28 protein-coding genes are annotated in these 24,769 nt (G+C 50.8%); 16 read left to right on the forward strand and 12 right to left on the reverse strand.

The features are described 5' to 3' along the window. Nucleotides 1-124: 124 nt before the first annotated feature. From ACAW75_RS17290 to ACAW75_RS17305, 4 genes are all read left to right on the forward strand, one after another. On the forward strand, nucleotides 125-475 hold the full coding sequence (locus ACAW75_RS17290) for a T9SS type A sorting domain-containing protein (RefSeq protein ID WP_370730001.1): 351 nt from the start codon (nucleotides 125-127) through the stop codon (nucleotides 473-475). Between the two features lie 220 nt (nucleotides 476-695). After that, nucleotides 696-1,667, forward strand: a complete 972-nt coding sequence (locus ACAW75_RS17295) for a polyprenyl synthetase family protein (RefSeq protein ID WP_370730002.1) — start codon at nucleotides 696-698, stop codon at nucleotides 1,665-1,667. 27 nt (nucleotides 1,668-1,694) lie between these two features. Beyond that, on the forward strand, nucleotides 1,695-2,318 hold the full coding sequence (locus ACAW75_RS17300) for a rhomboid family intramembrane serine protease (RefSeq protein ID WP_370730003.1): 624 nt from the start codon (nucleotides 1,695-1,697) through the stop codon (nucleotides 2,316-2,318). Nucleotides 2,319-2,335: 17 nt separating this feature from the next. Further along, nucleotides 2,336-3,229, forward strand: coding sequence for a LytR/AlgR family response regulator transcription factor (locus tag ACAW75_RS17305; RefSeq protein WP_370730004.1), 894 nt, complete (start codon nucleotides 2,336-2,338; stop codon nucleotides 3,227-3,229). 9 nt (nucleotides 3,230-3,238) lie between these two features. Here ACAW75_RS17305 and ACAW75_RS17310 read toward each other — a convergent pair whose 3' ends face one another. From ACAW75_RS17310 to ACAW75_RS17335, 6 genes are all read right to left on the reverse strand, one after another. Continuing rightward, nucleotides 3,239-4,489, reverse strand: coding sequence for a glutamate-5-semialdehyde dehydrogenase (locus ACAW75_RS17310; RefSeq protein ID WP_370730005.1), 1,251 nt, complete (start codon nucleotides 4,487-4,489; stop codon nucleotides 3,239-3,241). A gap of 80 nt (nucleotides 4,490-4,569) precedes the next feature. After that, a complete protein-coding gene (gene proB, locus ACAW75_RS17315) occupies nucleotides 4,570-5,604 on the reverse strand; it encodes a glutamate 5-kinase (protein ID WP_370730006.1) in 1,035 nt (344 codons plus the stop codon). A gap of 120 nt (nucleotides 5,605-5,724) precedes the next feature. Continuing rightward, nucleotides 5,725-6,354 (reverse strand): leucyl/phenylalanyl-tRNA--protein transferase, encoded by a 630-nt coding sequence (gene aat / locus ACAW75_RS17320; protein WP_370730007.1) that lies wholly within the window; start codon nucleotides 6,352-6,354, stop codon nucleotides 5,725-5,727. 170 nt (nucleotides 6,355-6,524) lie between these two features. Next, a complete protein-coding gene (locus ACAW75_RS17325; RefSeq protein WP_370730008.1) occupies nucleotides 6,525-6,695 on the reverse strand; it encodes a hypothetical protein in 171 nt (56 codons plus the stop codon). A 71-nt stretch (nucleotides 6,696-6,766) separates the two neighbouring features. After that, the gene (locus ACAW75_RS17330; RefSeq protein WP_370730009.1) at nucleotides 6,767-8,566 is read right to left on the reverse strand and encodes a hypothetical protein; all 1,800 of its coding nucleotides are present in this window, start codon (nucleotides 8,564-8,566) and stop codon (nucleotides 6,767-6,769) included. Continuing rightward, nucleotides 8,556-9,164: an RNA polymerase sigma factor gene (locus tag ACAW75_RS17335; protein ID WP_370730010.1), complete on the reverse strand. Its 609-nt coding sequence runs from the start codon at nucleotides 9,162-9,164 to the stop codon at nucleotides 8,556-8,558. Before ACAW75_RS17335 ends, ACAW75_RS17330 begins: the two co-directional genes overlap by 11 nt. A gap of 224 nt (nucleotides 9,165-9,388) precedes the next feature. Between ACAW75_RS17335 and ACAW75_RS17340 the strand changes: the two genes are divergently transcribed. Both ACAW75_RS17340 and ACAW75_RS17345 read left to right on the forward strand, forming a co-directional pair. After that, on the forward strand, nucleotides 9,389-10,000 hold the full coding sequence (locus ACAW75_RS17340) for an SGNH/GDSL hydrolase family protein (protein ID WP_370730011.1): 612 nt from the start codon (nucleotides 9,389-9,391) through the stop codon (nucleotides 9,998-10,000). A gap of 87 nt (nucleotides 10,001-10,087) precedes the next feature. Then, nucleotides 10,088-10,741, forward strand: coding sequence for a PepSY-like domain-containing protein (locus tag ACAW75_RS17345; protein ID WP_370730012.1), 654 nt, complete (start codon nucleotides 10,088-10,090; stop codon nucleotides 10,739-10,741). A gap of 116 nt (nucleotides 10,742-10,857) precedes the next feature. Here ACAW75_RS17345 and ACAW75_RS17350 read toward each other — a convergent pair whose 3' ends face one another. The 4 genes from ACAW75_RS17350 to ACAW75_RS17365 form a co-directional block, all read right to left on the reverse strand. Further along, the gene (locus ACAW75_RS17350; protein WP_370730013.1) at nucleotides 10,858-11,613 is read right to left on the reverse strand and encodes a zinc ribbon domain-containing protein; all 756 of its coding nucleotides are present in this window, start codon (nucleotides 11,611-11,613) and stop codon (nucleotides 10,858-10,860) included. A gap of 102 nt (nucleotides 11,614-11,715) precedes the next feature. Then, nucleotides 11,716-12,822, reverse strand: a complete 1,107-nt coding sequence (locus ACAW75_RS17355) for a Nif3-like dinuclear metal center hexameric protein (RefSeq protein WP_370730014.1) — start codon at nucleotides 12,820-12,822, stop codon at nucleotides 11,716-11,718. A gap of 158 nt (nucleotides 12,823-12,980) precedes the next feature. After that, nucleotides 12,981-14,618 (reverse strand): chaperonin GroEL, encoded by a 1,638-nt coding sequence (gene groL / locus ACAW75_RS17360; RefSeq protein ID WP_370730015.1) that lies wholly within the window; start codon nucleotides 14,616-14,618, stop codon nucleotides 12,981-12,983. 116 nt (nucleotides 14,619-14,734) lie between these two features. After that, the gene (locus ACAW75_RS17365; RefSeq protein WP_198172210.1) at nucleotides 14,735-15,013 is read right to left on the reverse strand and encodes a co-chaperone GroES; all 279 of its coding nucleotides are present in this window, start codon (nucleotides 15,011-15,013) and stop codon (nucleotides 14,735-14,737) included. 274 nt (nucleotides 15,014-15,287) lie between these two features. On the opposite strand from ACAW75_RS17365, the gene ACAW75_RS17370 reads away from it, so the two are divergent. Together ACAW75_RS17370 and ACAW75_RS17375 are read left to right on the forward strand one after the other, a co-directional pair. Then, entirely contained in the window at nucleotides 15,288-15,992 is a 705-nt protein-coding gene (locus ACAW75_RS17370; protein WP_370730016.1) for a hypothetical protein, read from the forward strand. Between the two features lie 324 nt (nucleotides 15,993-16,316). Beyond that, entirely contained in the window at nucleotides 16,317-16,676 is a 360-nt protein-coding gene (locus tag ACAW75_RS17375) for a hypothetical protein (protein ID WP_370730017.1), read from the forward strand. A 103-nt stretch (nucleotides 16,677-16,779) separates the two neighbouring features. Here the strand turns inward: ACAW75_RS17375 and ACAW75_RS17380 are convergent, their stop codons facing one another. Then, complete coding sequence (locus ACAW75_RS17380; RefSeq protein WP_370730018.1) at nucleotides 16,780-17,319, reverse strand: hypothetical protein; 540 nt, start codon at nucleotides 17,317-17,319, stop codon at nucleotides 16,780-16,782. A gap of 215 nt (nucleotides 17,320-17,534) precedes the next feature. Between ACAW75_RS17380 and ACAW75_RS17385 the strand changes: the two genes are divergently transcribed. Then, nucleotides 17,535-18,140: an SGNH/GDSL hydrolase family protein gene (locus ACAW75_RS17385; protein WP_370730019.1), complete on the forward strand. Its 606-nt coding sequence runs from the start codon at nucleotides 17,535-17,537 to the stop codon at nucleotides 18,138-18,140. A gap of 4 nt (nucleotides 18,141-18,144) precedes the next feature. Here the strand turns inward: ACAW75_RS17385 and ACAW75_RS17390 are convergent, their stop codons facing one another. Beyond that, the gene (locus ACAW75_RS17390; RefSeq protein WP_370730020.1) at nucleotides 18,145-19,020 is read right to left on the reverse strand and encodes a transglutaminase-like domain-containing protein; all 876 of its coding nucleotides are present in this window, start codon (nucleotides 19,018-19,020) and stop codon (nucleotides 18,145-18,147) included. A gap of 159 nt (nucleotides 19,021-19,179) precedes the next feature. Between ACAW75_RS17390 and galE the strand changes: the two genes are divergently transcribed. The 7 genes from galE (at nucleotide 19,180) to ACAW75_RS17425 (ending at nucleotide 24,764) form a co-directional block, all read left to right on the forward strand. Beyond that, entirely contained in the window at nucleotides 19,180-20,199 is a 1,020-nt protein-coding gene (gene galE, locus ACAW75_RS17395) for a UDP-glucose 4-epimerase GalE (protein ID WP_370730214.1), read from the forward strand. A gap of 80 nt (nucleotides 20,200-20,279) precedes the next feature. After that, nucleotides 20,280-21,359: a dTDP-glucose 4,6-dehydratase gene (rfbB, locus tag ACAW75_RS17400; protein ID WP_370730021.1), complete on the forward strand. Its 1,080-nt coding sequence runs from the start codon at nucleotides 20,280-20,282 to the stop codon at nucleotides 21,357-21,359. 73 nt (nucleotides 21,360-21,432) lie between these two features. Beyond that, a complete protein-coding gene (gene rfbA, locus ACAW75_RS17405; protein WP_370730022.1) occupies nucleotides 21,433-22,290 on the forward strand; it encodes a glucose-1-phosphate thymidylyltransferase RfbA in 858 nt (285 codons plus the stop codon). Between the two features lie 363 nt (nucleotides 22,291-22,653). Continuing rightward, complete coding sequence (locus ACAW75_RS17410) at nucleotides 22,654-23,064, forward strand: hypothetical protein (protein WP_370730023.1); 411 nt, start codon at nucleotides 22,654-22,656, stop codon at nucleotides 23,062-23,064. Between the two features lie 4 nt (nucleotides 23,065-23,068). Further along, nucleotides 23,069-23,755: a hypothetical protein gene (locus tag ACAW75_RS17415; protein ID WP_370730024.1), complete on the forward strand. Its 687-nt coding sequence runs from the start codon at nucleotides 23,069-23,071 to the stop codon at nucleotides 23,753-23,755. 139 nt (nucleotides 23,756-23,894) lie between these two features. Further along, the gene (locus ACAW75_RS17420) at nucleotides 23,895-24,470 is read left to right on the forward strand and encodes an acyl-CoA thioesterase (RefSeq protein ID WP_370730025.1); all 576 of its coding nucleotides are present in this window, start codon (nucleotides 23,895-23,897) and stop codon (nucleotides 24,468-24,470) included. A gap of 30 nt (nucleotides 24,471-24,500) precedes the next feature. Continuing rightward, nucleotides 24,501-24,764, forward strand: a complete 264-nt coding sequence (locus tag ACAW75_RS17425; protein ID WP_370730026.1) for a hypothetical protein — start codon at nucleotides 24,501-24,503, stop codon at nucleotides 24,762-24,764. The last annotated feature ends 5 nt before the right edge of the window (nucleotides 24,765-24,769 follow it).

Consider the following 24,769-nt stretch of genomic DNA (forward strand, 5'->3'; position numbering starts at 1 on the left):
TGGGGCCAGTTCTGCTCTTTGAGAGCGGCACAACGCCGTCGCAGCAGTTCGTAGTCAGCAGGTGTGTAAGTTGCCATACCTAAAAAAGAAAGCATCTTTATGAACCTACTCACATCTCAATAATATGACAACGACGAACACTTGTGGCACAACTTCATCTGCCTTTATCGTTTACATTCCCTATAGCTATAGAATTGGGCCGAACCCGGCTAAGGAGTCTATAACTGTTGCATTCACCGATACAAAATACCAGGAAGCACTTCCTGACCAAATTGATGTCATATCGGAGAAAACACAAAAACCAGTTCGTTCAGTAAACGTAGCAGAGACCTTTAAGCAGAACAAATTTAAGGATGGAAATGCAATCGAATTTGATGTTCAAGACCTGCCACGGGGCACCTATTATCTAAAGGTGATCAATCCACGATTAGAAAAGGAGAAGCAGATCGAGATGGCGCGACTTTATCTGGAGTAGCCGAGCCGCCCAGTCAACGATTCGTTGGCAGAAACAGGTTGTCTCTCGAAAGGCAGAATAGCCTACGTCTGTAGTCGCCTCAACTAGCTGTTGGGGCGGCTACCTATTTACGGACGTTGTTGCTTACTTTTGGGCAAACAAGCCTTTGCTGTGTCTGACAGTTCGCGGTTGGTCGTGTCGCTCACGACCAACCGCGAACTGTCAGACCAGAAACCAGTCAATGACCCCCAATCAGTTAGCCGACGCGCTACTTCGCCAATTCGGGCAAACCGCATACGGTCAGTCACCGGCCGAACTGTACGATCCAATCCGATATATCATGAGTCTTGGTGGTAAGCGAATGCGTCCGCTGATGACGCTGCTGGCCGCTTCTCTCTTTACCGATGACTGGCAGAAAGCGCTGAAACCCGCCGTTGCCGTTGAGGTATTCCACAATTTTACCCTTCTCCACGACGATATCATGGACCAGGCGCCGTTGCGCCGGGGGCAACCAACGGTGCACGAAAAATGGAATGCTAATATCGCGATCCTGTCTGGTGATGTAATGCTGGTCAAAGCGTATGAACAACTGCTCGACGTAGAACCAACGTACCTGCGGCAAGTGCTGGCTCGGTTTAGCCAGACAGCCGCCGAAGTGTGCGAAGGTCAGCAGATGGATATGAACTTCGAGAGTCGGGAAACGGTGTCGGAAGCGGAATACATTGACATGATTCGCCTGAAAACGTCGGTACTGCTTGGTTTCGCCATGGAAGTAGGCGGCATCGTTGCCGGGGCGACCCCCGCCGATACGCAACGCCTCTACGAAGCTGGCGTAAACATCGGGATCGGGTTTCAGCTGACAGATGACCTGCTCGATGTATACGGCGACCCCGCCAAGTTTGGCAAGCAGGTAGGCGGTGATATCATTGCCAATAAAAAAACGTTCCTTCTGATCGAAGCCCTCGAACGGGCCGAAGGTCAGGTACGTTGTGAACTCCTGGACTGGCTGAGCCGAACCGAATTCGAGAAAACAGATAAAGTAGAGGCCGTGACGGCTATTTATGACCAGCTAGGCATCCATGAATTAGCAGAAGCGCGTATAGCCGACTATTTTGCCAAAGGCTTTTCTAACCTTGACCAGATCACGGCCGATCCTGCCCGTAAGGAAGTACTACTGACGTTTGCCCATCAACTGGTTGAACGCGAATCATAACCGAAAGGTCGTTTTTAAACCCTTATTATGTCAATTACCCTGCTTCTCATTGCCATCACTGTAGGCATCAGCCTGTGGGCCTGGAATAGCCCGGCCCTGATGGATCGCTGGATCATGAATCCGTATGCCGTGGCGAAGCGAGGCGAATATCATCGGTTGATTACGTCTGGTTTTCTGCATGCCGATATGAGCCATCTGTTTTTCAATATGCTCAGTTTCTACTTTTTCGGGCAGGGGATCGAGCGAATTTTTGGCGAGCTATTCGGCGATCTGGGCGGCGCCGTACTCGTTGGCTTCTACCTGATTGCTATTGTTATTTCAGACATTCCAACGCTGATGAAATACAAAAACAGTCCGGGCTACAACTCATTGGGGGCGTCGGGCGGCGTGTCGGCCATTATTTTCGCCACCATCCTGATTTTTCCGCTTACCCCGATCTATTTTTTCTTTATACCGGTACCCATTCCAGGCTTCATCTTTGCGTTGCTTTATCTGGCCTATTCGTATTACGCAGCCAATCGGGGCGATACGGGTGTAAACCATGATGCGCACCTATACGGCGGTTTGTTCGGACTGGTGTTTATGGCCATTGCGTATCCGCCTGCCATACCTGGTTTTGTTGACCAGGTCATCCACTGGAGACCGTTCTAGCCTGTTAATTAGACGCCATGAGCCTGCTCAAACTGTTCCGTCAGCCGTATCCTGTGCCTGAGTCGGCAGGGAATGAATGGGTTATCGGTGCCTTTGTCGGCGGCTTTTTATTGCTCTTTCAGCCCTTTGGTATTGCCGATTGGCATACGCCCGACAAGGTGCTTAAAGTACTCGGATTTGGCGCCATCACCACCGGCGTCATGATACTTTTCGATCAGGGTACCCGGCTGCTCCCGCGCTATTTCGCTGAAGAACGCTGGACTGTTGGCCGGGAAATTGCCAAGATTTTGACCCTGATTCTCTGCATTGCCATCGCTAACAGGCTATACATGAGCTGGTTAATGGGATGGACTATGCGAGAGGGATGGCTTCTGTCTATTGGCATGACTTTCCTGATCGGAATTTTTCCGACAGTAGGCGTTGTGCTGGTCAACTATATTCTGCAACTACGGAAATACGAGCAGCAGGCCGCGCATTTAGTCTTGCACAAGCATCGTGACGAAGCGCCTGTTGCTGCCCAGACAACCGCTCCGGCAAGCAACAGTCCTTTACCTGGTGCTTTGCCGGCAACAGAGCTTGGGCTGGTTGCTGAAAATGAGAAAGACAGGCTGTCGCTAAACCGGGAGGATCTGCTGGCAATTGAGTCGAGTGATAACTACTGCACCATTTTTTACCGTAAAAAAGGCCAGCTTACCAAAGAGCTGATGCGGAGCAGCCTGAGCCGTCTTGAAAAACAACTGGGTGACGCTACGCCGATGGTTCGCTGCCACCGGTCATACGTCGTCAATCTGGATCAGGTTGAGCGGGTGTCTGGCAACGCACAGGGGTATAAGCTGCACCTGTTGAACGGCCAGCTAACAGTGCCGGTGGCTCGCAAATACAACGATACGCTGGTGGCGAGCCTAAAGTAAGTGGGGTCTTCAGGCCCGAGTCTGTCCGGTTCCAGTTACTACCCATTTTTCGGTCACCAGCTTTTCGAGCGCGAAGGGACCACGGGCGTGCAGTTTTTGGGTGGATATACCGATCTCGGCACCCAGTCCGAAGCACCCGCCGTCGGTAAAGCGCGTTGAGGCATTGGCGTATACCGCCGCCGCGTCAACCTCGGTCAGAAACTGATCGATCAACAGCTGATTGCTGGAAACAATCGCCTCGGAATGCTTCGATGAATACGCCTGTATGTGCGACAACGCTTCGTCAATGCCCGAAACAACCTTCACGGCGCATTTATAATCCAGAAATTCGCGGCCAAAATCAGCAGGCTGGGCTGGTTGTAAAGAAGGATACCCCGCCTGCTTCAGGATGCCGTAAGCGGTTTCGTCGGCAAACACTTCGACCTGATACGCCAGGAAGTCGGGGATCAGTCTGGGCAAAAACGTACCGGCAATGGCTTCATCGACCAGTATGCCGTCGAGCGAATTACAGACCGACGGGCGTGACACTTTGGCGTTGACAACAATGTTGGTTGCCCAAACCAAATCTGCCGACGCTTCAACGTATGTGTGGCAGACGCCCGCGCCGGTTTCGATAGTGGGAATCTGCGAATGGGTGCGCACATACTGGATCAGCGACTCCGATCCACGCGGAATGATGATATCAACGTAGCGGGTGGCGGTTAATAGTTCATTCACCACGGCCCGGTCGGGCGGGAGCAACAGCACCGCCTCGCTGGGTACGTTGAATTCTGCCAGCACGCGCTGAATCAGCCCGACCAGTATCCGGTTCGAAAAATCAGCTTCTTTGCCGCCCTTCAACACGCAGGCATTGCCCGAACGCAGGCAAAGCGAAGCTACATCGACTGTCACGTTTGGCCGTGATTCGTAAATGACGCCCACAACGCCTAAGGGTACGGCCAGCTTCTTCAGCGTAAGACCAGGCTCCAGTTCACGTTCTGCCAATACCGACCCGGCCGGGTCGGGCAACACGGCCACCTGCCGTAAACTGCTGGCGAGTTCGTTCACGCGGGTTTCAGTCAGACGCAGGCGATCCTTTTTGCTGTCGGTATCAGGCATCCGGTCCAGGTCGCGCTGGTTTTCGGTGAGAATGGCGGCGGTGTTGGCAAGGAGCACATCGGCCAGGCGCTTGAGCAGCGCGGTTTTCTGGTCGCTGCTCAAGCGCCGTACAGACAGAGCTGCCTGTTGCGTAGCCTGAAGAAGTGGGGTAATTGGAGTCATGGTTAAAAGCGGTATACGCAGGTACGTTGGCTGCAGCTAACCGGTGATCATAGCTAACTGGTTAGTTGCAGACAGGCGCCTTACAAAAGTACGATGTCATTGGCATTTGCCACGGCTACATTCTGACGGGATGGCAGATTCGCCAGATCGAATGAGGAAAGACGAGCCTGCGCCACAGCCAGTGCATTGTTGGCCTCATCGACGATCTCGATGACTTCACCCGCCGAAAACTCCCCCAGTATTTCCGCCACGCCAACGGCCAGTAAACTGCTTCGCCGTTGCAGGGCTGCGGCGGCACCAGCATCGACCCGAACACGCCCGACTACCAGGCTACCGCTGCCCAGCCACCGGCTTCGCGCCGAGAGCGTCATGGGTTGTGGTTCAATTTGCGTGCCGACGCTACCCTCGAGTGCTTTGGCAATGCTATCGGGCTCGTTCAGCCCAAAAATAACCACCCGGATTCCCATACGGGTAGCCAGTTTGGCGAAGGTTAATTTAGAGGCCATACCTCCCAGGCCCATCGATGATTTATCGGTTCGGACAACACCGAACACGGCTTCTGTGAGGCGGGGTACGTGCCTGATCAGATTACCGTCGGGGTCGAGCAGGCCGCCTACAGAGGTGCACAGCATCAGCACGTCGGCACCAAAACCAACGGCCAACAGGGTCGCGAGCTCATCGTTGTCCGAAAACTTCAATTCACGGTTGCTGACCACGTCATTTTCATTCACGATTGGAATGATGCCATTGCTCCACAATTCCTCGTAGGTGTCTTTGAGTTGCAGAAACTGATCGCGATTGGCAAAGTGATGGCGTTCGCACAGGCTCTGCGCCACCGTGATGCCATATACGTCAAAGAATCGGCTATAGAGATTCAGGAGGAGTAAATTGCCGACGGCTGCCGCTGCTTTGCGCTGGCTGATCTCGCCCCGATAATGGCTGATGCTGGCCCGTCCGGCCCCTACCGCTCCCGATGATACCAGCACGATATGATATTGATCGCGTAGGCCGGCTACCTGCCGGGCAATGTCGATCATGGCTGGTTTATTCAACTCACCGCCAGGCAGCGTAATGGAGGCCGTACCAAATTTAAGAACAAGAACAGGACGTGGCATTGTCAGAAAAAGTCATTTGTAGCCCTTTGCTGCACTGTCATTCAATGCCTGAGACCATAAATGACAGCGCGGCAAGGGACTACAAATGACTACAAATGGCAGCTACTAAGCAAACGATTGTCAATCGCCAGCGTGGCTGTTGAACAGGTGCTCAATGGCCGATTCCGTGAAACGTGCTTTATAACGGAGTGCTTTTTTGAGCAGGTCAGCGTAGTCTCGCTTGCTGATATCGATGGCCCCGTACCGTTTCACATTGTCGTTGATGAACTGCGTGTCGAGCAACTGAAACTGTTGTTCGCGCAGGATTAGAATCAGGTGGTGAAAGGCAACTTTCGAGGCGTTGGAGACTAGATGAAACATCGATTCGCCAAAGAAAACGGAACCAATTGCTACGCCATATAAGCCACCAACCAACTGATTGTCCAGGTACGTCTCAACGCTATGGGCTAACCCCATTCGATGTAATTCGGTATAGGCATCGATAATCTCCTCGGAAATCCAGGTACTGTCATCTTCCGAACGGGGAACGGCGCAGTGACGCATAACCTGTTCAAAATCAGTGTTGACGCGGATGTCGAAAATACGTTTGTTCAGAATGGGTCGTAGCGACTTAGCCGGCTTATAGGTATCGAGCGGAATAATGGCGCGGGGATCTGGTGAGTACCAGTAAAGCGTACCGTCGGCATCGGCCATCGGAAAGATGCCGTTGATGTAACCGTAGATAAGGTCGTCGGCGGTCAGCTTGTTCATGAAATCCGAAAGGGATACCTGTTTTAACAAAGTTATAGAAAACTTCAGCTAACCAACAAGGTAACAGACCGTTAAGTTTACCTACCAAAAAAGCGAGAAAAGGGGGGACTATTCGGGGCCAGTTTCATAAAAAAACGGTGCGTTGCCAAAGGTCAACGCACCGTAAAAAATCATTTTGCTTTTCGCCGCTGCCGGGCAAAATAAACAGAAAGTACACCGGCTGTTACGCCGCTTGTGAGCATGGGCGGGGCTTCGTAGCCACCCAAAAAGCGGAGGGCAGTAAATAAGAGTTGAATTATCAGCACAAAGCTGAGAAGCTTTAACAGGTCAGTACGGTTCATATGTAGGTTAGTAAAAAAGAAAAAGTCTACTAAACTACAAGATTTTATCGGGAGTGGCAAACGCCGTTGGGCTAAAACCGGTAAAACAAACGGCCACGCATCCCTAGCGAAGCTGTGTTCAGACAGGCTTCTGTCGCTGTTAATGGAACCAGAACAACGGGACTCACCTGACCTGTGATTCGGCCCCATTGCCGTTCGATACTCACTCCCGCCGACCAGGTGCTGTACCAGAGTAACGGCCGTTTGATCGTCAGGTTTTCGTTGGCCGCCTCGCGTGGGCCGTAATATTCGTAGGAGTAAGTTACCGTTTCGCGCGGGTTTATGCCCATGTTTAGCCCTGTAAAGGGTGTCAGTGCAGTAGTGGTACCCAAGTTGATTCTATAGCCCAGCTGCAACGGAATTACCAGCGCCTGCCCAACGCGGCTAATATTTGTCACTTCGGGTGGCCGACCTGGCCCTATTGCGATTGGCCGTATGGTGCCTGGGTAATCTCTTCGGAAATCCCGTTTCGTTTTTGCCTCAAACATCTGCTCTGTCGAATACGTATCGCCAGACCAATCACTATACCCGAGCCCGGTACCCAGCACCCAGCGGTTAGCGATAATAGCTTCTCCGTATAGGCCTAAACCAGACTGGGCTGTGCCCACCTCGGCACCGATTCCCAACCGAAAGGTAACGGGTACCGGAGTAGTATGCTGGCTAGGTGCCTGGGGTGCCGCCGCGGTAGCCATTTGTTCCGTCGAGGTCATGTAGGGTGACCGGTAACGTACCCGGCGCAAGTGCCGTTGCCAGCTTGCTGAAAAGGCATCGGTGGGATCGGCCATCGGTAAAGTTGATAGTGGCTGTACGGTCGCGAGCGGACCTGATGCCGTAGTTGCCAGCGCGTTGCCACCCGCCTCGCTCTGGGTACGTACCTGATTCGTTACTGAAGGAGAGTAAAGAGTTGGGTCATTTGATCGGGATGAATTGATCGATGGATTAGTCGATTGATAATCAACGGACTGTTTGTCGTTTTGCGCCAGGCCAGCCTGTCCGGCCCGGCGTGTGGCTATCCGGCCTGATTCCGGAGGCATCGAAACGGTGCCCGCGGGCCCGGCAGGATATTGACGCTTCTCCCGAGCCGCAGGGTCGTTAGGTGCCGTAAATCGCTCGGCCATTCCTGGAGCAGACACCGATTGGGGCTGGGGAGTGGCGAGTTCGTCTTGTCCCACAGTTGGCTGGTCGGTGGCCGACTGGGTCCGTCCTGCCCCCAGTTGTCTGGTGCTGGTAACGGGTTGATTCGCCGCCAGTGGATTGGTGTCTACCGGGCGCCGAACCTGCCGATCTCCCTGGTTACCGCGTCCCTGTTCGATTGATCGACCGGCACGATTAAGTGGCAGCGAAACGGTAGCTTCGCCTGACTGAGTAGGTAATTGGTCTGTGCTTTCTACACGCTGACGGCTGGCACGTGGGCCGTATGCATCGCCCTGGCCTGCATACAGCTCAGTAGGGCGCGTAGCCATCGGCGCCGCCGGGCCTGCCTGGGTCAGATACACGGTGTCTATCCGGCCGACTGGTGTGGCGGCATTAGCCGATTGTTGTAGTCGTATCTGCGTCTGCTCCAGCCGTTCTACTGTTTTAGTCAGGGTCAGAACGTGCTCAGTCAGCGATTGCGTGGTGCGATACTGCCAGACGGTAGTAAGAACCATACCTGTCACGGCAGCCGCCATTAGCGCCGGTTGCAACCAACGGGCAGGCGTTTGCCAGAGCGAAGGAGGGAATCCCTGACTGCCCATGAACCGCTGAAACTGAGTCCAGTTTTTTTCCTGAAAGGGAGGATTGACGCCCTCTAGTTTTCGGCGTATAGCGTCGTCAAACGGATCAGTTTTCATAGAATTGTGACGAACGTTTTGAAGATGAAGAGGCAGTAGTAACTAATTCCTGAAGGCGAACGCGCGCACGCAGGAAATGAGACCGTATGGTTGCCTCATTGGCATTAAGGTTATCGGCTACTTCGCGCAGGCTGTACCCATCAACTACATGCATTAGAAAAACGGTCCGATGGATGGGGGGTAATTGCTGTACCAGCGCCAGAATTTCTTCAGCAGCAAGCTGATCAACGGCTGTTTCGCGAACGGGCACATCCGGGGGAGGGCTGCTGCCTGTTGCAGGAGATAAAGAAACCGTGTCGAGTTTATGATGCTTCCGGTGGTAGCTGATCGTGGTGTTTACCACGATAGTCCTGAGCCAGGCCTTGAATGGCAGCGACGTATCGTACGATCCCAAATGCTGGAAAACTTTCAGAAAACTTTCATTCAGCACATCATCGGCCTCATCAACGTTGGCCATGTAGCGCAAACAGACACTCTTGGCATAGCTATAATACTGCCGAAACAGCGTTCGCTGTGCCCGAACGTCGTTGGCTCGGCAAGCTTCGATAACACTCAGAAGGTCGTTATCTGTGAAGGAAGAACGGCGTCGGAAAAACACGAGCGTTGGCAGTTTAAATGAAACACACTACGTACCTACTGTACGCAGTATGGGCTATTCGTGTTGCACGGTCAACAGGAATCTAACCACTTTTCACTCAGTCTATAAACAAAAAAAAAGCCAATGGGTCTGCAACGGCCCCTAACCCGTAAACGTATGGGCAATTAGTAGACAGATCACCGCATTGACTGCCTTTCATACTACACTAAACAACAGGCACCAGCATGATGAACGTACTTATTTTGGGTGGAGCACAGGCTTGCGGGCCAGGTTTACCCAACGGCAAAAGCTATCTGGACCAGTTTGCCCGCCGACTGCGGTCTTTCAGGCATCCGATTCAGCTTGATCACCGGCCGGTTAGCCTAGAAGAAGCCGTAAAGTTATTACCCCGCCTACCGCTTTCTGATTATGATCTGATTCTGCTCCAGTTCGATTTCTCAATGGAGTGGATACCTGCCAAACCGCTGGACCGTCTGCTGTTGCATGGACTTATCCGGCTAAAAGGTCACCAGTTTTCCAGGCTGAAACTATTGCGTGAGCAATTGGTCAAAGTTCTTTTACAGGTGCGGGTTTATAACCGCCAGGTTGTTCTAATGACTCCACTGCCACATCGTAGAGGACTCGAACGAAGCCTGCTACAGCTAGCGCAGGCTATATACCTACAGGAAAGCCGCGAATGGCAAGTCACCCTCTTCGATGTCGGTCAGCACCTTGTTGGCGGCGACGAACTATTTCAGGATGATTCTGCCAACAGGCTGAGCGCTGTTGCCCATGAATTGCTGGGTAGCGAGTTGCACACGTTCATTACAGAACCAACCTACACGATATGGTCGTAACCTTTACTCGCTTGTCTAGTCGGTAACCGACCAACTCATTACGCTTACCCTAATTCCCTTTTTCACTGTTTAAAACAACCATTTATTATGCTACAAAAATTGATCTTCGGTCTGGCGTTGCTGATAGCGGTAGCCGCCTGTACTCAACAAAACACCACTGTTGATGCACAGACAGATGAAGCATCCATCATTGCTTCGCTTGCCCGGCTTGGTAACCCCAACAATGCAACTGCCGTGACGGGTAAACCATGCAACGAAACGATTGTTGCCAAAGAAACCGTACCCGCTGCTGTCTTTACCTACCTGGCAGCAACGTACCCAGCCTACGTATTTGTGCAGGCCGAACAGGGCGTTGATCGGAGTGGAGCTACCTATTACGAGATTCAGTTTACACTGGATGGTAAAACCCGCCAACTCCATTTTGATACCACAGGTACGTTGCTGCAAGGACCAGGAAATGGCCCGAAAGGAGGTGGTCCCGGCGGACCTAAAGGCAATCGTACACCACCGATTCGTACCGTTATCACGGCCGATAAACTGCCCGCCCCGGTAACGACCTATATGGCCGCAAATTTTGCCGGTTACACGCTGGTTCGGGCTGAAGTGGTGACAGATGCCACCACTGGAGCGGTCATGTTCTACGACGTTCGGTACACGCTGAACGGGAAAACCAGCGAATTGCACTTCGATGTGAACGGCAATTTGCAGGCACCACCCAAAGGCCATCAGGGCCCTGGCTGATAAGTGGTCCACAGTCTTCGTCTGGCTATTACCCTGGCAGAGCTGGTTTATTCTGCACACAAAAATGGCCCGTAGTGATCACTACGGGCCATTTTTGTGTGCAGAATAAACCAGCTCTATCGACCGCGACCCACCGCTACTGGTTCAACAATAGCATCTACGTCGGCCAGGATCCGGCCACAGTGTTCGCACACGATAATTTTCTTTTTGTCTTTGATATCGGCCTGCCGCTGTGGTGGAACTACGTTAAAGCAGCCACCACAGGCACCGCGACGAACGGTGACCACAGCCAGCCCATTGATTGCGTTGTTGCGGATCTTATCGTATGACAACAGCAGACGGGCTTCTACGTTTTTGGCCTGTTCATCACGATCAACAGTAAGCGACCGCTCGTCGGCTTCGCTTTCCGCCACCAGCTGATCAAGCTCCTGCTTTTTCATCTTCAGATCTTCTTTCCGAAGATTGAGCGAATCCTGCGTAGTATTGATTTCTTCCTGCTTGCCCTGCATGCGGAACTGTGACTCAGCAATTTTTTTATCCGACAATTCCATTTCCAACGATTGCAACTCGATTTCTTTGGTAATGGCGTCAAATTCGCGGTTGTTGCGCACGTTCATCTGCTGCTCTTTATAGCGGGCAATGAGCTTGTCGGCGTCTTTCTTGATGCCTTTATGGCGATCTACTTCGTCCTGAAGGGAGCTTACTTCGCTATTGAATTTGCCAATGCGTGTTTCAAAACCAGCAATTTCGTCTTCAAGGTCGCGAACTTCTTCGGGTAGATCGCCCCGCATTTTGCGAATATCATTTAACTGAGAATCAATGGCCTGCAGTTTAAGAAGTGCGTCTAACTTTTGCGCTACCGTTAGTTCCATTCGGAGGAGTGTGTTATCTTAATGAACAATGTGTACTGTGCAACATACAAGTAAATTGGCCGACGGGGCCGCCCTGGCACCCAGTGCCTTGTACATTATACACTAAAAATAGTACCGAACCGGATTCGTGTCAGTACCTGCTAAAATTACCGCAAAGGTAGTGAATTTCTGGCTCAAATGCTGGGCAATCAGGTCTTTGGTAAATACCTCACTTTCGTAATGACCAATATCGCAGATGATCGTTCGGCCGTCGGCATCGAAGAACTCATGGTACTTATAGTCAGCAGTTACAAAAACGTCGGCGCCGGCCCGAATGGCATCCGGGAGCAGAAAACTGCCTGCTCCGCCGCAAATGGCAATCCGCTGTACAGGTTTATTGCGCAGCGCCGTGTGCCTGATCACAGTGGCATTCATCTGTTTTTTCAGGTACGTTAACCAGGCTGTTTCGTCTAGCGGCTCGGGTAAGTTGCCTACAGCGCCAGCGCCTACCGTTTGGTTGGTATTGTTAAGGGCATACAGGTCGTAAGCTGGCACTTCGTAGGAATGGGCCCGCTGCATTGCCTGTACCACGAACCCTTCCAGGTACGTTGGCAGGATCACCTCCAGGCGCAACTCACGCACGGTCTCATCGCTGGCAATTTCGCCGACTACAGGCTGGGCGCCGTCGAGCGGTCGGAACGTACCTATACCACCCACCCGGAACGAGCAATGGTCGTAATTGGCGATCGTACCAGCACCAGCTTCGTAGAGCGCAGCCAGCACACCTGGCAGGTCGGCCTCAGGGACGTAGACGACCAGCTTGCTCAGGGTTTGCATCTTCGGAGCCAGTATCTGCACATGTTGTAGACCCAGGCGGCTGGCGATCTGATAATTAACCCCGCCAGCAACACTATCCAGGTTCGTATGAGCGGCGAAAATGGCAACATCCTGCTTGAGGGCTTTAATCACTGTGCGCTCGACGTAGTTTTTACCGTTCAGCTTTTTCAGCCCTTTAAAAACAATTGGGTGGTGGGCTACAATCAGGTTGCAGCCTTTGGCTATTGCTTCATCAACAATGGCTTCAGTGGCATCGAGCGATACCAGCACGCCTGTCACAGGTACGTTCGGGTCGCCCACGATCAGGCCAGCGTTATCATATGATTCCTGATAGGCGGGCGGTGCCCAGGCATCCAGGTAGCGTGTCAGGTCACGAATGAGTGGCGTTGTCATGCCAGCAAAGGTAGGGGCGGAGCCTGAACCTTTTAACTAGAAAAGGCAGGGTAAGAATGCTTCCCGGGATGGTTTTGTCCCCTACTACTAGTTCAGTATAAACGCAAAACGCCCCTGACCGAAAAGCCAGGGGCGTTTTGTATGCGTTGAAGGGCTGATTACATCATGCCACCCATGCCGCCACCGCCGTGGGCGTGACCGCCACCGGCAGGTGCTTCTTCTGGCTCGTCAGAGATCAGGCACTCAGTCGTCAGCAACAGGCCGGCGATAGACGCTGCATTCTCAAGAGCAAGACGCGTTACTTTTTTCGGATCGATTACACCAGCAGCGAACAGGTCTTCGAAGGTGTCGTTTTTGGCGTTGTAGCCATATCCGCCTGCGCCTTCTTTCACTTTGTTCACAACCACTGACCCTTCGCCACCAGCGTTGGCAACGATCGTACGCAGGGGTGATTCCAGGGCTACACGGATGATGTTCACACCCGTTTTCTCGTCTTCATTGATCGTGTTAACAGCGTCCAGAGAGGCGATAGCGCGGATCAGGGCGATACCACCACCCGTTACGATACCTTCTTCAACGGCAGCACGGGTTGCGTGCAGGGCATCATCAACGCGGTCTTTCTTCTCTTTCATCTCTACTTCGGTAGCAGCACCGATGTACAGAATGGCCACACCACCCGACAATTTAGCCAGCCGCTCTTGCAGCTTCTCGCGGTCATAGTCAGACGTAGTGTTTTCGATTTGTGCTTTGATCTGGTTAACGCGGCCAGCGATATCATCTTTCACGCCAACACCGTTCACGATGGTTGTGTTGTCTTTGTCGATGATGATCTTTTCAGCCTGCCCCAGGTATTCGGCCGTTGCGCTTTCCAGTTTGTAGCCACGCTCTTCAGCGATAACCGTACCACCGGTCAGGATGGCGATATCTTCCAGCATGGCTTTCCGACGGTCGCCGAAGCCAGGTGCTTTCACGGCAGCCACTTTCAGGGCGCCGCGGATTTTGTTAACAACCAGTGTTGCCAGGGCCTCACCGTCAACGTCTTCAGCGATGATCAGCAGCGGACGACCCGTCTGAGCTACCTGCTCCAGAACGGGGAGCAGTTCTTTCATCGACGATACTTTCTTCTCCGAGATCAGGATGAACGGACGCTCCAGTTCCACTTCCATTTTCTCGGTGTTGGTCACGAAGTAAGGCGACAGGTAACCGCGGTCGAACTGCATCCCTTCTACGGTCTTCACTTCCGTTTCAGTGCCGCGCGCTTCTTCAACCGTGATCACACCTTCTTTACCCACTTTCTTCATCGCCTCGGCGATCATGGTACCGATCTCGTCGTCGTGGTTAGCCGAAATAGTAGCTACCTGCGCGATTTTGCTGAAATCATCACCTACGGTCTGTGCCTGCTCCGACAGGTTGGCTGTAACGGCCAGAACCGCCTTATCGATGCCGCGCTTCAGGTCCATTGGGTTGGCACCGGCTGCTACGTTCTTTACACCGATTGAGTAGATCGCCTGAGCCAGTACAGTAGCGGTAGTCGTACCGTCACCAGCTGAATCAGCGGTTTTCGACGCTACTTCTTTGACTAGCTGAGCGCCCATGTTTTCCATGGCGTCTTTCAGCTCAATTTCTTTAGCTACCGTTACACCATCTTTGGTGATGGCTGGTGAGCCAAACTTTTTGTCGAGGATAACGTTCCGACCTTTAGGACCCAGGGTCACTTTAACGGCATCGGCCAGTGTATCAACGCCCTTCTTTATCTTATCGCGGGCTTCGGTATCAAAAAGAATTTTCTTAGACATAATCTTTTAAGTTTGAAGGGTTTACTGTTTTCAGTCTTCAGTTGCTTTGCCCTGGCTCACAAACGTGACCAGCAGCGCAACAGAAAACGGCAAACAGTAGACTGTAAACTGATTTGTTAAACGATAGCGAAGATGTCAGACTCACGCATGATGAGATACTCTTTGCCTTCGATGGTGATTTCAGTACCGGCGTATTTACCGTACAATACCGTGTCACCGACCTGAACGGTCAGGGGCTCGTCTTTTTTGCCTGTACCGATGGCGACGATAGTGCCACGCTGGGGTTTTTCTTTAGCCGTGTCGGGAATGATGATTCCGAAAGCGGTCTTTTCTTCAGCCGGGGCCGGTTCAACCACCACGCGGTCGGCGAGGGGCTTTACTTTCACGTCTTCCATTGCTGTGGTCATAGCGATAAGAGATGATTAAGGTTGTTAAAAAAACTAGTTTGATTCTAAATCAATCAGACAATTCGCTGAAGGTCAACCTCTATGCCAAACAGATAAACCTGACAAAATTTCAGGACCTATCTGAACGATGGTACATCCAGAACGTATTAAGGGCATTATTTGGCAAACTGATTGAATTGGCTACTTTTTATATGGCAAAAACTCGTTATTGCCATATCTTGTAAAAAAGAATAATACTTCACTCTATCCGTAATAGTTGCATATGACTACGCTGCCGTATGATTGGCTGACACAAAATCGGATCGATACCGAATACAAACAGTATGTCGTTTTGGCGTATTTGCAAAGTGTTGAACGTCGATTCGCTGACTGCCAGCTGCATCCAGATCTGCCTGAGGTAAAACGCCACTACGAAGCTACCCTTCGTTTTCGGAGGGGCAAAGGTACACTTATGGCCGCCTTTCCCAAGCGTGTGGCTGGAATCAGTGGGCCACCACCCCGAATTGATTACAAATCTGAGTTAGCGGACGATTCCTTGCTCGACGAGGTAGACGAAATAGTTGATTTTGCCTTACCCCGCTTCAATGCAACCCTTACCGAGGGGCAGCAGCGCTGGGATGATCTGGCCGCCACACTGACGTTAGAACCCGTTGGCCTGATGCCGCTGCGGCCCGACGAAGGCTATCTTTTTGTGCATTACTCCACCTCCTCCGACCTGTCTATCTATCAGTACAGGGTGACCTTGTATGACGATCAGGCACCAGGTGGCCGACTGGTACACTGGCAGCTTCGGGAACGTACCCAGCGAACGGTAGGGACAACCTTCGAGCGACTGAAGCTGGATCTGATTCGTCGTTATAACCTGCCTAATCCAGCGGCATTCAGGTTAGAAAGCCAGCGTATCGTGCCTGAGAAAGAAACCTTGCTGCCCATTGCACAGCAACTGTTGAACAGGGCAATCAGCTGATACTAGCGCATTGAAATAGGCTATAATCAATAAAGCCAATGTTAAGAAATTGTTAAGTTTCTTAACATTGGCTTTATTGATTTATTTGAAGACAAGATTCTGTAAATCAATCTGATAAAGATTATATTTCGTCTATGTGTGGGGCAAAGAATCAAGTGGATGGTTTGTTCAGACTTCATATTAAGATAACATTCAGGTAACAAATACGTAATATTACATATCAGTCAGCCAGCAGTAGTCAATACGAGAGCGCTAAGCGTGCTTATACGAGCGAGTGCCACGACAGACTGGGTTTGGTTTATTCTCTCACTTTAAAAGCCTTATATGATGAAAACATTAATTTCTTCATGGATTATCATCGGTATTGCTACCGTTGGGGCTTTTGCCAACCCTGGAACTAAAAAAATCAGCAAGGCAAAGCCACAAGCCAGTGTAGAACAACAACTGGCCAACCAATTAACCTATCCCACAGCGATGCAGAAAGCTACTGGTAGCGGGGTAGTGGTTATCCAGTTTCGCCTTGCCGACGATAATAAGCTGGTTAATCCAATTGTATTCTCGGCTGACAAACGGCTAAACGACGAACTGACCCATCAGTTGTTGAATGCCAAATTGTCATTGCCAGAGCCAGGCAACAGCGAACAGGTGTATACGACCCGGTTACGGTTCAAAGCTGCTGAGTAAAGGCACCTATTTACACAAACAAGTCAGGGGTTTTCAGATCTATATTCTCTAGATCTGAAAACCCCTGACTTGTTTGTGTAAATAGCCAGAAGCTATGCGTAAGCTATACTTCTACGTATTCTGGATAGCCTTCTGACGTATAAGTGCCTGTAAATTTAATTTTACCAGCCACAAGGCAGGCGAGCAGCCGTTTTGCTTCGTCGCAGACTTTCGGATAAACGGAGGCTAGCAAGCGCTCATCTGCCTTTTTAAGCCCTTGGGTCGAGAGGATAGATTTTCCGTACTCATTACTTAATACATTCATGAACCGGAGCCCATGCTTGAACTGTTCCTGCGCAGTGGCTAGTGAAGCAGCTAGATCGTCTTTCCAGATAATCGCCATCAGTAATTCGGCCAGTTGTTCTTTTTCATACTGTGCCCAATCAATATAACCACGCAGGAGACGATCGAGCAGAGACGGAGCCTTGGCGTGTTGAAAGTCGATAGACATAAGTTCAGTATAATCAGTTGGAGAAAGTACCGTAGTTAGTTCAGGTGTTTGACGTACCCATTCTGCAAAATCATCTATGCTTAATCTTCCGACTAAATAGGCAATGAATTGCGAACTTATCCGTCGGCTGGTGGCTAGATACTGATCGGGCATAAGGGTGTTGAGGCTGTACGAACAACATAATCGGGGGTAGGTTATCTAAATAAAGACCGTTTAGCGTGTCTGCCTTAGTCAACCAATAAAGTGCTATGATATTCAACCCTTGTATAGAGCAAACACCCGGCCAGTTTATGCGGAATATTTTTTTATTTATTATTTTCCTCCTTTTCGACGCTTTCTCGTTCCCCGTTAGGCTGTCTGATAATCAAATGATTAGATTTAGGTTTTTATCGCTTGGTGATTCATATACCATCGGTGAAAGTGTAGCCGAAGCAGACCGGTGGTCGGTGCAGTTGGCCGGATTATTGCGGGGTAAAAAAATCGATTTAGAGAACCCTCATATCATTGCCCGTACCGGATGGACAACCGCTGAACTACTCTCAGCGATTGAGGCGTCGGGCAACCAGAATCAATATGAGCTGGTTTCGCTGTTGATTGGGGTCAATAACCAGTATAGAGGGCAGCCTGTAGAACGGTACAGAAGTGAATTCAGGCAGTTGCTGCAAACGGCTACTCGCTTCGCCAAGAATCAGCCTAATCGCGTAGTTGTGTTGTCTATCCCGGATTGGGGGGCGTCGCCGTTTGGGGCAACGCATGATCGGGCCACAATCGCCAGGCAGATCGATGTATTTAATGCAATAGCTCGCCAGGAATGCGAACAGGCAAAAGTGGCCTATGTTGACATTACGCCATTAACACGGCAGGCCACCGGCGATGCAACTGAGTTTGCATCCGATGGCCTGCACTATTCCGGTAAGCAGATGAAAAAATGGGCAGAAAAAGTCCTCCCTGTCGTTGAAACGCGACTGCACTAGCCGATTACCGCTGTGTAAAATCAGAAAGCGGCAGGTTATCAGCCTCGTCGTTCAGGGAACTTAGCATCTTTTCTACTTCCTCCATTCTGATTTTGTCGCCATTCCGGTCGAAAGAAAGCATCAGGTTCCTGAGCATCCGGCGGATAATATCGACGTTTGAACAAGGCTGATAAAAAATGGGCGCTGGCTTTAGGTTCAGTTGCCCAATGTAATGATCAATATCCTTCGTTGAAAAAATCAGTCCCCGGTTGAACACGTTGATGTAAAACTGTACCCCGTTGGGTGCCTTGTAGGTCAGCACAAAAAGGTTGGGCAAATTGACCCCGTAGATAGGTAAACCCAGTTTCTGGGCGATCATCATGTAGATAAGGCAAAGCGAAATGGTATTGCCCCGGCGCGTCTCGAGCACCTGGTTGATCATTGAATTGGCAGGCGAATGGAAGTTCTTGGTGTTGGGGGCAAACTTCATTTCGTTATAAAACACCCCGTTCAAACTCTTCACCTGATCGGCCGGGTGAACATCTGTCTGCACCTTCAGCCAGGCGTCATAATAAAGTTGCTCCAGATCCTGCCGAAGTTTGTCTATCGACAAATCGGGATATTGGTACGTGGCAACAATCCAGAGACCTTCCAATAAATCCATGGCGCCGGCTTCTTTCCAGGCATAAAGCCTGTCGAGCACAGACGTATATTGCAGGTCATGGATGATTTCTTCGATCCGTTTCTGCAAAATCGGGTTAAAACTGCCTTCCCACTCAGTTTCAAGAAAAGGAATAATCGAGCTGCCCAGTTGCCGGATGCGACCCTCTACGTGGGTAGTAATTTCGGCGTCGTCATCATCGAGCAAAGAGATCAGCGCTTTGATTTCGTTGTCGTTCATAAGCGTTTTCGTATAAAGCGGCAGGCATTAAGCTAAATATTTGATTGAGAAACCGTGTCGATTTGGTTAGTTTTGCCCGGTTTTTACGAGCCAGACCATACAGGCCCTCTTTGCAAGTAACAACAAAAAATTACAAAAAACGATTTGGACGCGAACCCAATCACACCCCTAAAAATACTGGTTACTGGAGGTGCCGGCTTTATTGGATCACATACCGTTGTGGCTTTGGCAGAAGCCGGTTTCGAGCCAATTGTTGTCGATGACTTTTCTAACTCAGACCCCAGTATTCTCAACGGACTGAAAGCGATTTTGAACCGTGAGATACGTACCTACCACATCAACTGTAACGACCGGGCGGCCATGACCGACGTGTTCAGTAAAGAACAGGTAACCGGTATTATTCACTTTGCCGCGTCGAAGGCCGTTGGTGAATCGGTTGAAAATCCGTTGAAATATTATCGGAATAACCTCGACTCACTCCTGTTGCTGCTTGAACTAATGCCGCAGTTTGGGGTAAAAAACCTGGTTTTCTCCTCTTCATGTACAGTATACGGACAGCCCGACCACTTGCCGGTAACCGAGGAAACCCCCCGACTGCCTGCCATGTCGCCTTATGGGAACACGAAGGCGATCTGTGAAGACATTATCCGTGACTGTGTGACGGCAACAATGCCGGTGAAAGCCATTTCACTTCGGTATTTCAATCCAATTGGGGCACACCCGTCTGCATTGATCGGCGAATTACCCCGTGGTGTTCCGGCTAATCTGGTTCCCTATCTGTTGCAGGTAGCCTCCGGCCAACGCGCCAGCCTGACCGTTCACGGAAACGATTACAAGACACCCGATGGCACCGCTATCCGCGATTATATCCATGTGATGGATCTGGCCGATGCACATGTGAGTGCGGTGAAACTGCTGGCAGCCAAAGAGGCGACATCTTTCTATGATGTTTTCAACATCGGCACTGGCCATGGCGCTTCGGTATTGGAATTGATCAATACATTCGAAGCCGTTAACGGTATAACATTGCCGTATGTACTCGGTGCCCGTCGCCCCGGTGATATTGAACAGATTTACGCCGACGTAACCAAATCGACTCAGGGATTGGGTTTCCAGACTAAACGTACCCTTGCCGATGCGCTGCGTGATGCCTGGCGCTGGCAGCAAAAAATAAAGTAGTTTCAAGTTTCAGGTTTCAAGTCGTTCTACGAGCTAATGGCGCAACACTTGAAACCTGAAACCTGGAACTTGAAACCATTATGAAAACCATCATCATTACCGGCGGAGCCGGATTTATCGGCTCGCATGTAGTCCGGTTGTTCGTAACCAAGTACCCCGATTATCGAATCGTTAACCTCGATGCGCTCACGTATGCAGGCAATCTGGCTAATCTGACCGATATTGAAAACGAACCGAACTATACCTTCGTAAAAGGCGACATCACTGATGCGGCTTTTTTGGATGCTCTCTTTTCGGAGTATCAGCCAGATGGCGTCATTCACCTGGCCGCCGAGTCGCACGTTGACCGGTCGATTACGGACCCGATGTCATTTGTGTTAACAAACGTGGTGGGTACGGTAAACCTGCTCAACGCGGCCAAGAAAAACTGGCTGGCGTCGGAGGTGGCCGGGGGGGCGTCCGCCTTTGCTGGGAAGCGCTTTTACCACGTATCGACCGATGAGGTCTACGGATCATTACACAACCCCGACGAGTTTTTTACGGAACATACCCCCTATGATCCGCAGTCGCCCTACTCGGCCTCGAAAGCGGCATCAGACCATTTTGTGCGGGCCTACGGTAACACCTATAAAATGCCTGTTGTACTGAGCAACTGCTCAAACAACTACGGCCCCAATCACTTTCCTGAGAAACTGATTCCGCTGATGATTCATAACATTCAGCAAAACAAGCCATTACCTGTTTATGGCAAAGGGGAGAATGTTCGCGACTGGCTGTTTGTTGTCGATCATGCCCGCGCCATTGACACCGTATTTCATAAAGGCAAATTGGGGGAAACCTACAATATCGGTGGCTTCAATGAGTGGAAGAACATCGACATCGTGAATCTGCTCTGCGGTATCATGGATGAGAAGCTAGGCCGCCCCGCAGGTACGTCGGCCCAGTTGATCACCTACGTGACCGACCGCGCCGGGCACGATCTTCGCTACGCCATTGATGCCAACAAGATTATGAACGAACTGGGGTGGGAGCCCTCCCTTCAGTTTGAGGAAGGTCTGAACAGAACGGTCGACTGGTTCCTGGCTAATCAGGAATGGCTCAACAACGTTACGTCGGGTGCTTATCAGGGCTATTACCAGGACATGTACGCGAATAGATAATTAGTGAATGAGCGAATGGTTGGCCTTACATACAAAGTGGTCCAGACATTCGCTCATGCACTCATTCCAAACTATGAAAGGAATTATACTTGCTGGTGGATCCGGTACCCGGCTGCACCCACTGACGCTGGCTGTGTCGAAACAGCTAATGCCGGTTTATGATAAACCGATGATCTATTATCCGCTATCGATTCTGATGCTGGCGGGGATCAAGGAAATATTGATCATCTCTACGCCGCACGATCTGCCGCATTTCGAGAAGCTGTTAGGCGACGGCTCGCGTATTGGCTGTCAGTTTACGTACGCTGTACAACCTAGCCCCGACGGATTGGCACAGGCCTTTATTATCGGTGAAGAATTTATTGGTACCGATAAAGTGGCTCTTGTGCTGGGCGATAATATTTTCTACGGTTCCGGTCTGTCGAAATTGTTGCAAGCCAACAATGACCCCGATGGAGGGGTGGTGTATGCCTATCAGGTAAATGACCCTGAACGCTACGGAGTAGTCGAATTTGATGCGGATTTCAACGTGTTGTCGATCGAAGAGAAACCCGAGAAGCCCAAATCGCACTATGCCGTACCGGGCCTCTATTTTTATGACAATGATGTTGTCGAGATTGCCAAAAATATTCCCCCTTCGCCGCGGGGCGAGCTGGAAATTACCGACGTGAACCGGGTGTACCTGGAGCGGGGTAAGCTGAAGGTTGGTGTGCTTGACCGGGGCACGGCCTGGCTCGATACAGGTACGTTTGCGTCACTGATGCAGGCTGGCCAGTTTGTGCAGGTAATTGAAGAACGGCAGGGGCTGAAAATAGGGTGTATCGAAGAGATCGCCTATCGGATGAAGTTTATCTCGAAAGACCAACTGATAGAGATTGCCAAACCGTTGGTCAAAAGCGGATATGGCCAATACCTGCTTGGTATTGCCTAGCCGTTCTTGTCACAGCAGAAAAAAAGCCGGAGCAGTGCTCCGGCTTTTTTTTACCTAACCTATGAGATGAGAAAACTTAATATACTTGGAAACTAGTGTCTTATGTGTGAATACCGCCGGAAAAGCGTTCCAGAATAATAGCCCAAAGATAGGGTGGTTAACAATGGATGGTAAGCGCATAATCACCCTTTTTGATGCCCGGTTACACAATAGGCAGAAACCCGTATCCGACTACGTAGTTCTACGTGTTCGGCCAGGAGAAAGGCAATAAAATTGCCGGTGCCTCAATCCGGGCTACCGGCGTGATGACAAATAATCAGTCTTTTGGTAGCTTTCCGGTCAAATTGAACTAGTCCGTAATCAATGACTGATAGAGAAAAATACCACGGCGATGTGGGCCGCTTCCTTAGTGGGCACGATGCCCGTTCCCGTACAGCCCGTTATAAACGATATAAGCAGGAGCAAGGCCATAAACCAGACACCTTTACCAGAGCTGAGTTTTTTGGTATCAACCGAATCAATAAGTTGCTGGGGCGTGAAGACTGCGTAGGTATCCGTATCTACTATGGCAAAACCTGCGAAGACCGCGACGGAAACCTGGTTGACGACGGGGAAGGCGACCTGAAATCACGCTTAATACTGGTTGGAGTTCGCGCCGATGGTACCGACATTTTTGATGACCCTACCGGGAAAAAAGACGGTGGCGATGGCGACGCGCTGGGCGACGGGCATGAGTGTCCCCGGCACTGTGGTAATCCTCCGAGTTCATTATAGGCATATGATGCACGCTCTAAAAGCTCAGTTTGCCGCTTATCCCCTTGATTTTTATTCGCAGTTTTTGTTACTCCTGCCTGTATTTGTAGCTCTTTACAGGCGGGAGTTTTTAACGTCAATTTTATCGGTTATCGTTTTATACTTCGGTATTCGATTTATAGAAGAATGCATTTTCCTGTACTATACGCTCATTCCAAAGAATACACACAGCCTGAGCAGCGGTACGCTTATCGTGGATACGCTTCTTATCGGGTGGTGTTATTTCCTGGGTTCCGAAAGCAGCAATTTTGCCAGAAGACTAACCGTCGCGATGATCACAGTTGCGTTCGTCGTTTCTACGATCAACTATGTGTTAAGCGGGTTAGAGAGTATCGGCCATTCTACCCTGCGGATATTGATGATTGTTTTGGTGCTGGTGTATTTTAACAAAGTTCTCGCCGAGAACCGGGTGAGAAGCGTCTTGTTACACAGTCTATTTTGGGTCAGCTCTGGATTTTTGGTGTATGGGATGGGCACCTTCATGACGTCTTTGTTCAAAGACTATCTGCTAGATCCCCAAAAGACCTCAACGGAGACTTATGATCTATTCTTATACATGGATCAAATACTAAGTATACTCCTGTCTGCCCTGGCTGCCATCGGCCTGTGGGTGAGTAAGTTTGATAAGGAAAATTACATTCAGCTGGTCTGACTGATTGGGTGTCTCCATACACAGCTGGTTGCATCGCCCATTGTTCTAGTCACCGATGGGTTACCTGTAGGGCAAGTGCATGGCTGATAAGGACACTGGCTGACGTACCTTTGTTGAGCGATCACTTGTTATCTTATTCATGAACCCATCCAGTACGGACGTACCTGCCAGAGCCGTCAATTTTTCGCGTACCACCTTAACCGAATTGATGATTCCCGCCTACGCCAATTTCGGTGGCAAAATTCATGGCGGCACTCTGCTGTCCCTGATGGATAAGGTGGCCTATGCCTGTGCCGCCAAACATGCCGGAGAGTACTGTGTGACGGTATCAGTCGACGGGGTGAATTTTCGACAACCGGTTGAAGTAGGTGAGCTTGTGTCATTGATGGCATCGGTCAATTATGTGGGGCGTACGTCGCTGGTGATTGGCATCAAGGTCATTGCCGAAAATGTAAAAACGGGCGTTGTCAAGCATACCAACACGTCATATTTTACGATGGTGGCCAAAAACGACGCCGGTGTGCCAACGGAAGTACCGCCGCTATTGCTTGAAACGGCCGACGATGCCCGCCGCTTTCTGGAAGCGATCAAACGCAAAGAACTCCGCGCGGCCTACAGTGAGCATTTCGATAATGAACGTACCCGGATGCTGTTGACCGAGAATCTGGCTCAGCTAACCAATGAACGGTGTGTGGTGGGGCCAGGCATCATCTAGGTACGTTGCTGCCAACCAAACCACCAGCCAATGAGTTACCAGATTATGTGGTACTTTATCTTAAAGCAAGACGACCTGAAGCCCGAGCCTTACCGGGCCTTGCAACGGAAAGCCGTGCAAACCGAGGTCGAGCCGTTCAATGAGCCTTTCGATAACCTCTGCCTGTTCACCGTAGAGGAATATGCTCCGTTTGTCGATGCGCTGGACCTCGAAGGATTGCGCTATGAGGTGCAAAGCCAACGCCCCAGCCGCGAACAACTGCTTGATCAGCTGCGGGCGGCCCAGGGTACGTAGCGTGC

The sequence above is a fragment of the Fibrella arboris genome, from assembly GCF_041321095.1.
Taxonomy (GTDB): Bacteria; Bacteroidota; Bacteroidia; order Cytophagales; family Spirosomataceae; genus Fibrella; species Fibrella arboris.

Excerpts from the sequence above, each read along its gene's own strand:
- ACAW75_RS17290 (WP_370730001.1), top strand. The coding sequence starts at position 125 with ATGACAACGACGAACACTTGTGGCACAACTTCATCTGCCTTTATCGTT.
- ACAW75_RS17295 (WP_370730002.1), top strand. The coding sequence starts at position 696 with ATGACCCCCAATCAGTTAGCCGACGCGCTACTTCGCCAATTCGGGCAA.
- ACAW75_RS17300 (WP_370730003.1), top strand. The coding sequence starts at position 1,695 with ATGTCAATTACCCTGCTTCTCATTGCCATCACTGTAGGCATCAGCCTG.
- ACAW75_RS17305 (WP_370730004.1), top strand. The coding sequence starts at position 2,336 with ATGAGCCTGCTCAAACTGTTCCGTCAGCCGTATCCTGTGCCTGAGTCG.
- ACAW75_RS17310 (WP_370730005.1), bottom strand. The coding sequence starts at position 4,489 with ATGACTCCAATTACCCCACTTCTTCAGGCTACGCAACAGGCAGCTCTG.
- proB (WP_370730006.1), bottom strand. The coding sequence starts at position 5,604 with ATGCCACGTCCTGTTCTTGTTCTTAAATTTGGTACGGCCTCCATTACG.
- aat (WP_370730007.1), bottom strand. The coding sequence starts at position 6,354 with ATGAACAAGCTGACCGCCGACGACCTTATCTACGGTTACATCAACGGC.
- ACAW75_RS17325 (WP_370730008.1), bottom strand. The coding sequence starts at position 6,695 with ATGAACCGTACTGACCTGTTAAAGCTTCTCAGCTTTGTGCTGATAATT.
- ACAW75_RS17330 (WP_370730009.1), bottom strand. The coding sequence starts at position 8,566 with ATGAAAACTGATCCGTTTGACGACGCTATACGCCGAAAACTAGAGGGC.
- ACAW75_RS17340 (WP_370730011.1), top strand. The coding sequence starts at position 9,389 with ATGATGAACGTACTTATTTTGGGTGGAGCACAGGCTTGCGGGCCAGGT.
- ACAW75_RS17345 (WP_370730012.1), top strand. The coding sequence starts at position 10,088 with ATGCTACAAAAATTGATCTTCGGTCTGGCGTTGCTGATAGCGGTAGCC.
- ACAW75_RS17350 (WP_370730013.1), bottom strand. The coding sequence starts at position 11,613 with ATGGAACTAACGGTAGCGCAAAAGTTAGACGCACTTCTTAAACTGCAG.
- ACAW75_RS17355 (WP_370730014.1), bottom strand. The coding sequence starts at position 12,822 with ATGACAACGCCACTCATTCGTGACCTGACACGCTACCTGGATGCCTGG.
- groL (WP_370730015.1), bottom strand. The coding sequence starts at position 14,618 with ATGTCTAAGAAAATTCTTTTTGATACCGAAGCCCGCGATAAGATAAAG.
- ACAW75_RS17365 (WP_198172210.1), bottom strand. The coding sequence starts at position 15,013 with ATGGAAGACGTGAAAGTAAAGCCCCTCGCCGACCGCGTGGTGGTTGAA.
- ACAW75_RS17370 (WP_370730016.1), top strand. The coding sequence starts at position 15,288 with ATGACTACGCTGCCGTATGATTGGCTGACACAAAATCGGATCGATACC.
- ACAW75_RS17375 (WP_370730017.1), top strand. The coding sequence starts at position 16,317 with ATGATGAAAACATTAATTTCTTCATGGATTATCATCGGTATTGCTACC.
- ACAW75_RS17380 (WP_370730018.1), bottom strand. The coding sequence starts at position 17,319 with ATGCCCGATCAGTATCTAGCCACCAGCCGACGGATAAGTTCGCAATTC.
- ACAW75_RS17385 (WP_370730019.1), top strand. The coding sequence starts at position 17,535 with ATGATTAGATTTAGGTTTTTATCGCTTGGTGATTCATATACCATCGGT.
- ACAW75_RS17390 (WP_370730020.1), bottom strand. The coding sequence starts at position 19,020 with ATGAACGACAACGAAATCAAAGCGCTGATCTCTTTGCTCGATGATGAC.
- rfbB (WP_370730021.1), top strand. The coding sequence starts at position 20,280 with ATGAAAACCATCATCATTACCGGCGGAGCCGGATTTATCGGCTCGCAT.
- rfbA (WP_370730022.1), top strand. The coding sequence starts at position 21,433 with ATGAAAGGAATTATACTTGCTGGTGGATCCGGTACCCGGCTGCACCCA.
- ACAW75_RS17410 (WP_370730023.1), top strand. The coding sequence starts at position 22,654 with ATGACTGATAGAGAAAAATACCACGGCGATGTGGGCCGCTTCCTTAGT.
- ACAW75_RS17415 (WP_370730024.1), top strand. The coding sequence starts at position 23,069 with ATGATGCACGCTCTAAAAGCTCAGTTTGCCGCTTATCCCCTTGATTTT.
- ACAW75_RS17420 (WP_370730025.1), top strand. The coding sequence starts at position 23,895 with ATGAACCCATCCAGTACGGACGTACCTGCCAGAGCCGTCAATTTTTCG.
- ACAW75_RS17425 (WP_370730026.1), top strand. The coding sequence starts at position 24,501 with ATGAGTTACCAGATTATGTGGTACTTTATCTTAAAGCAAGACGACCTG.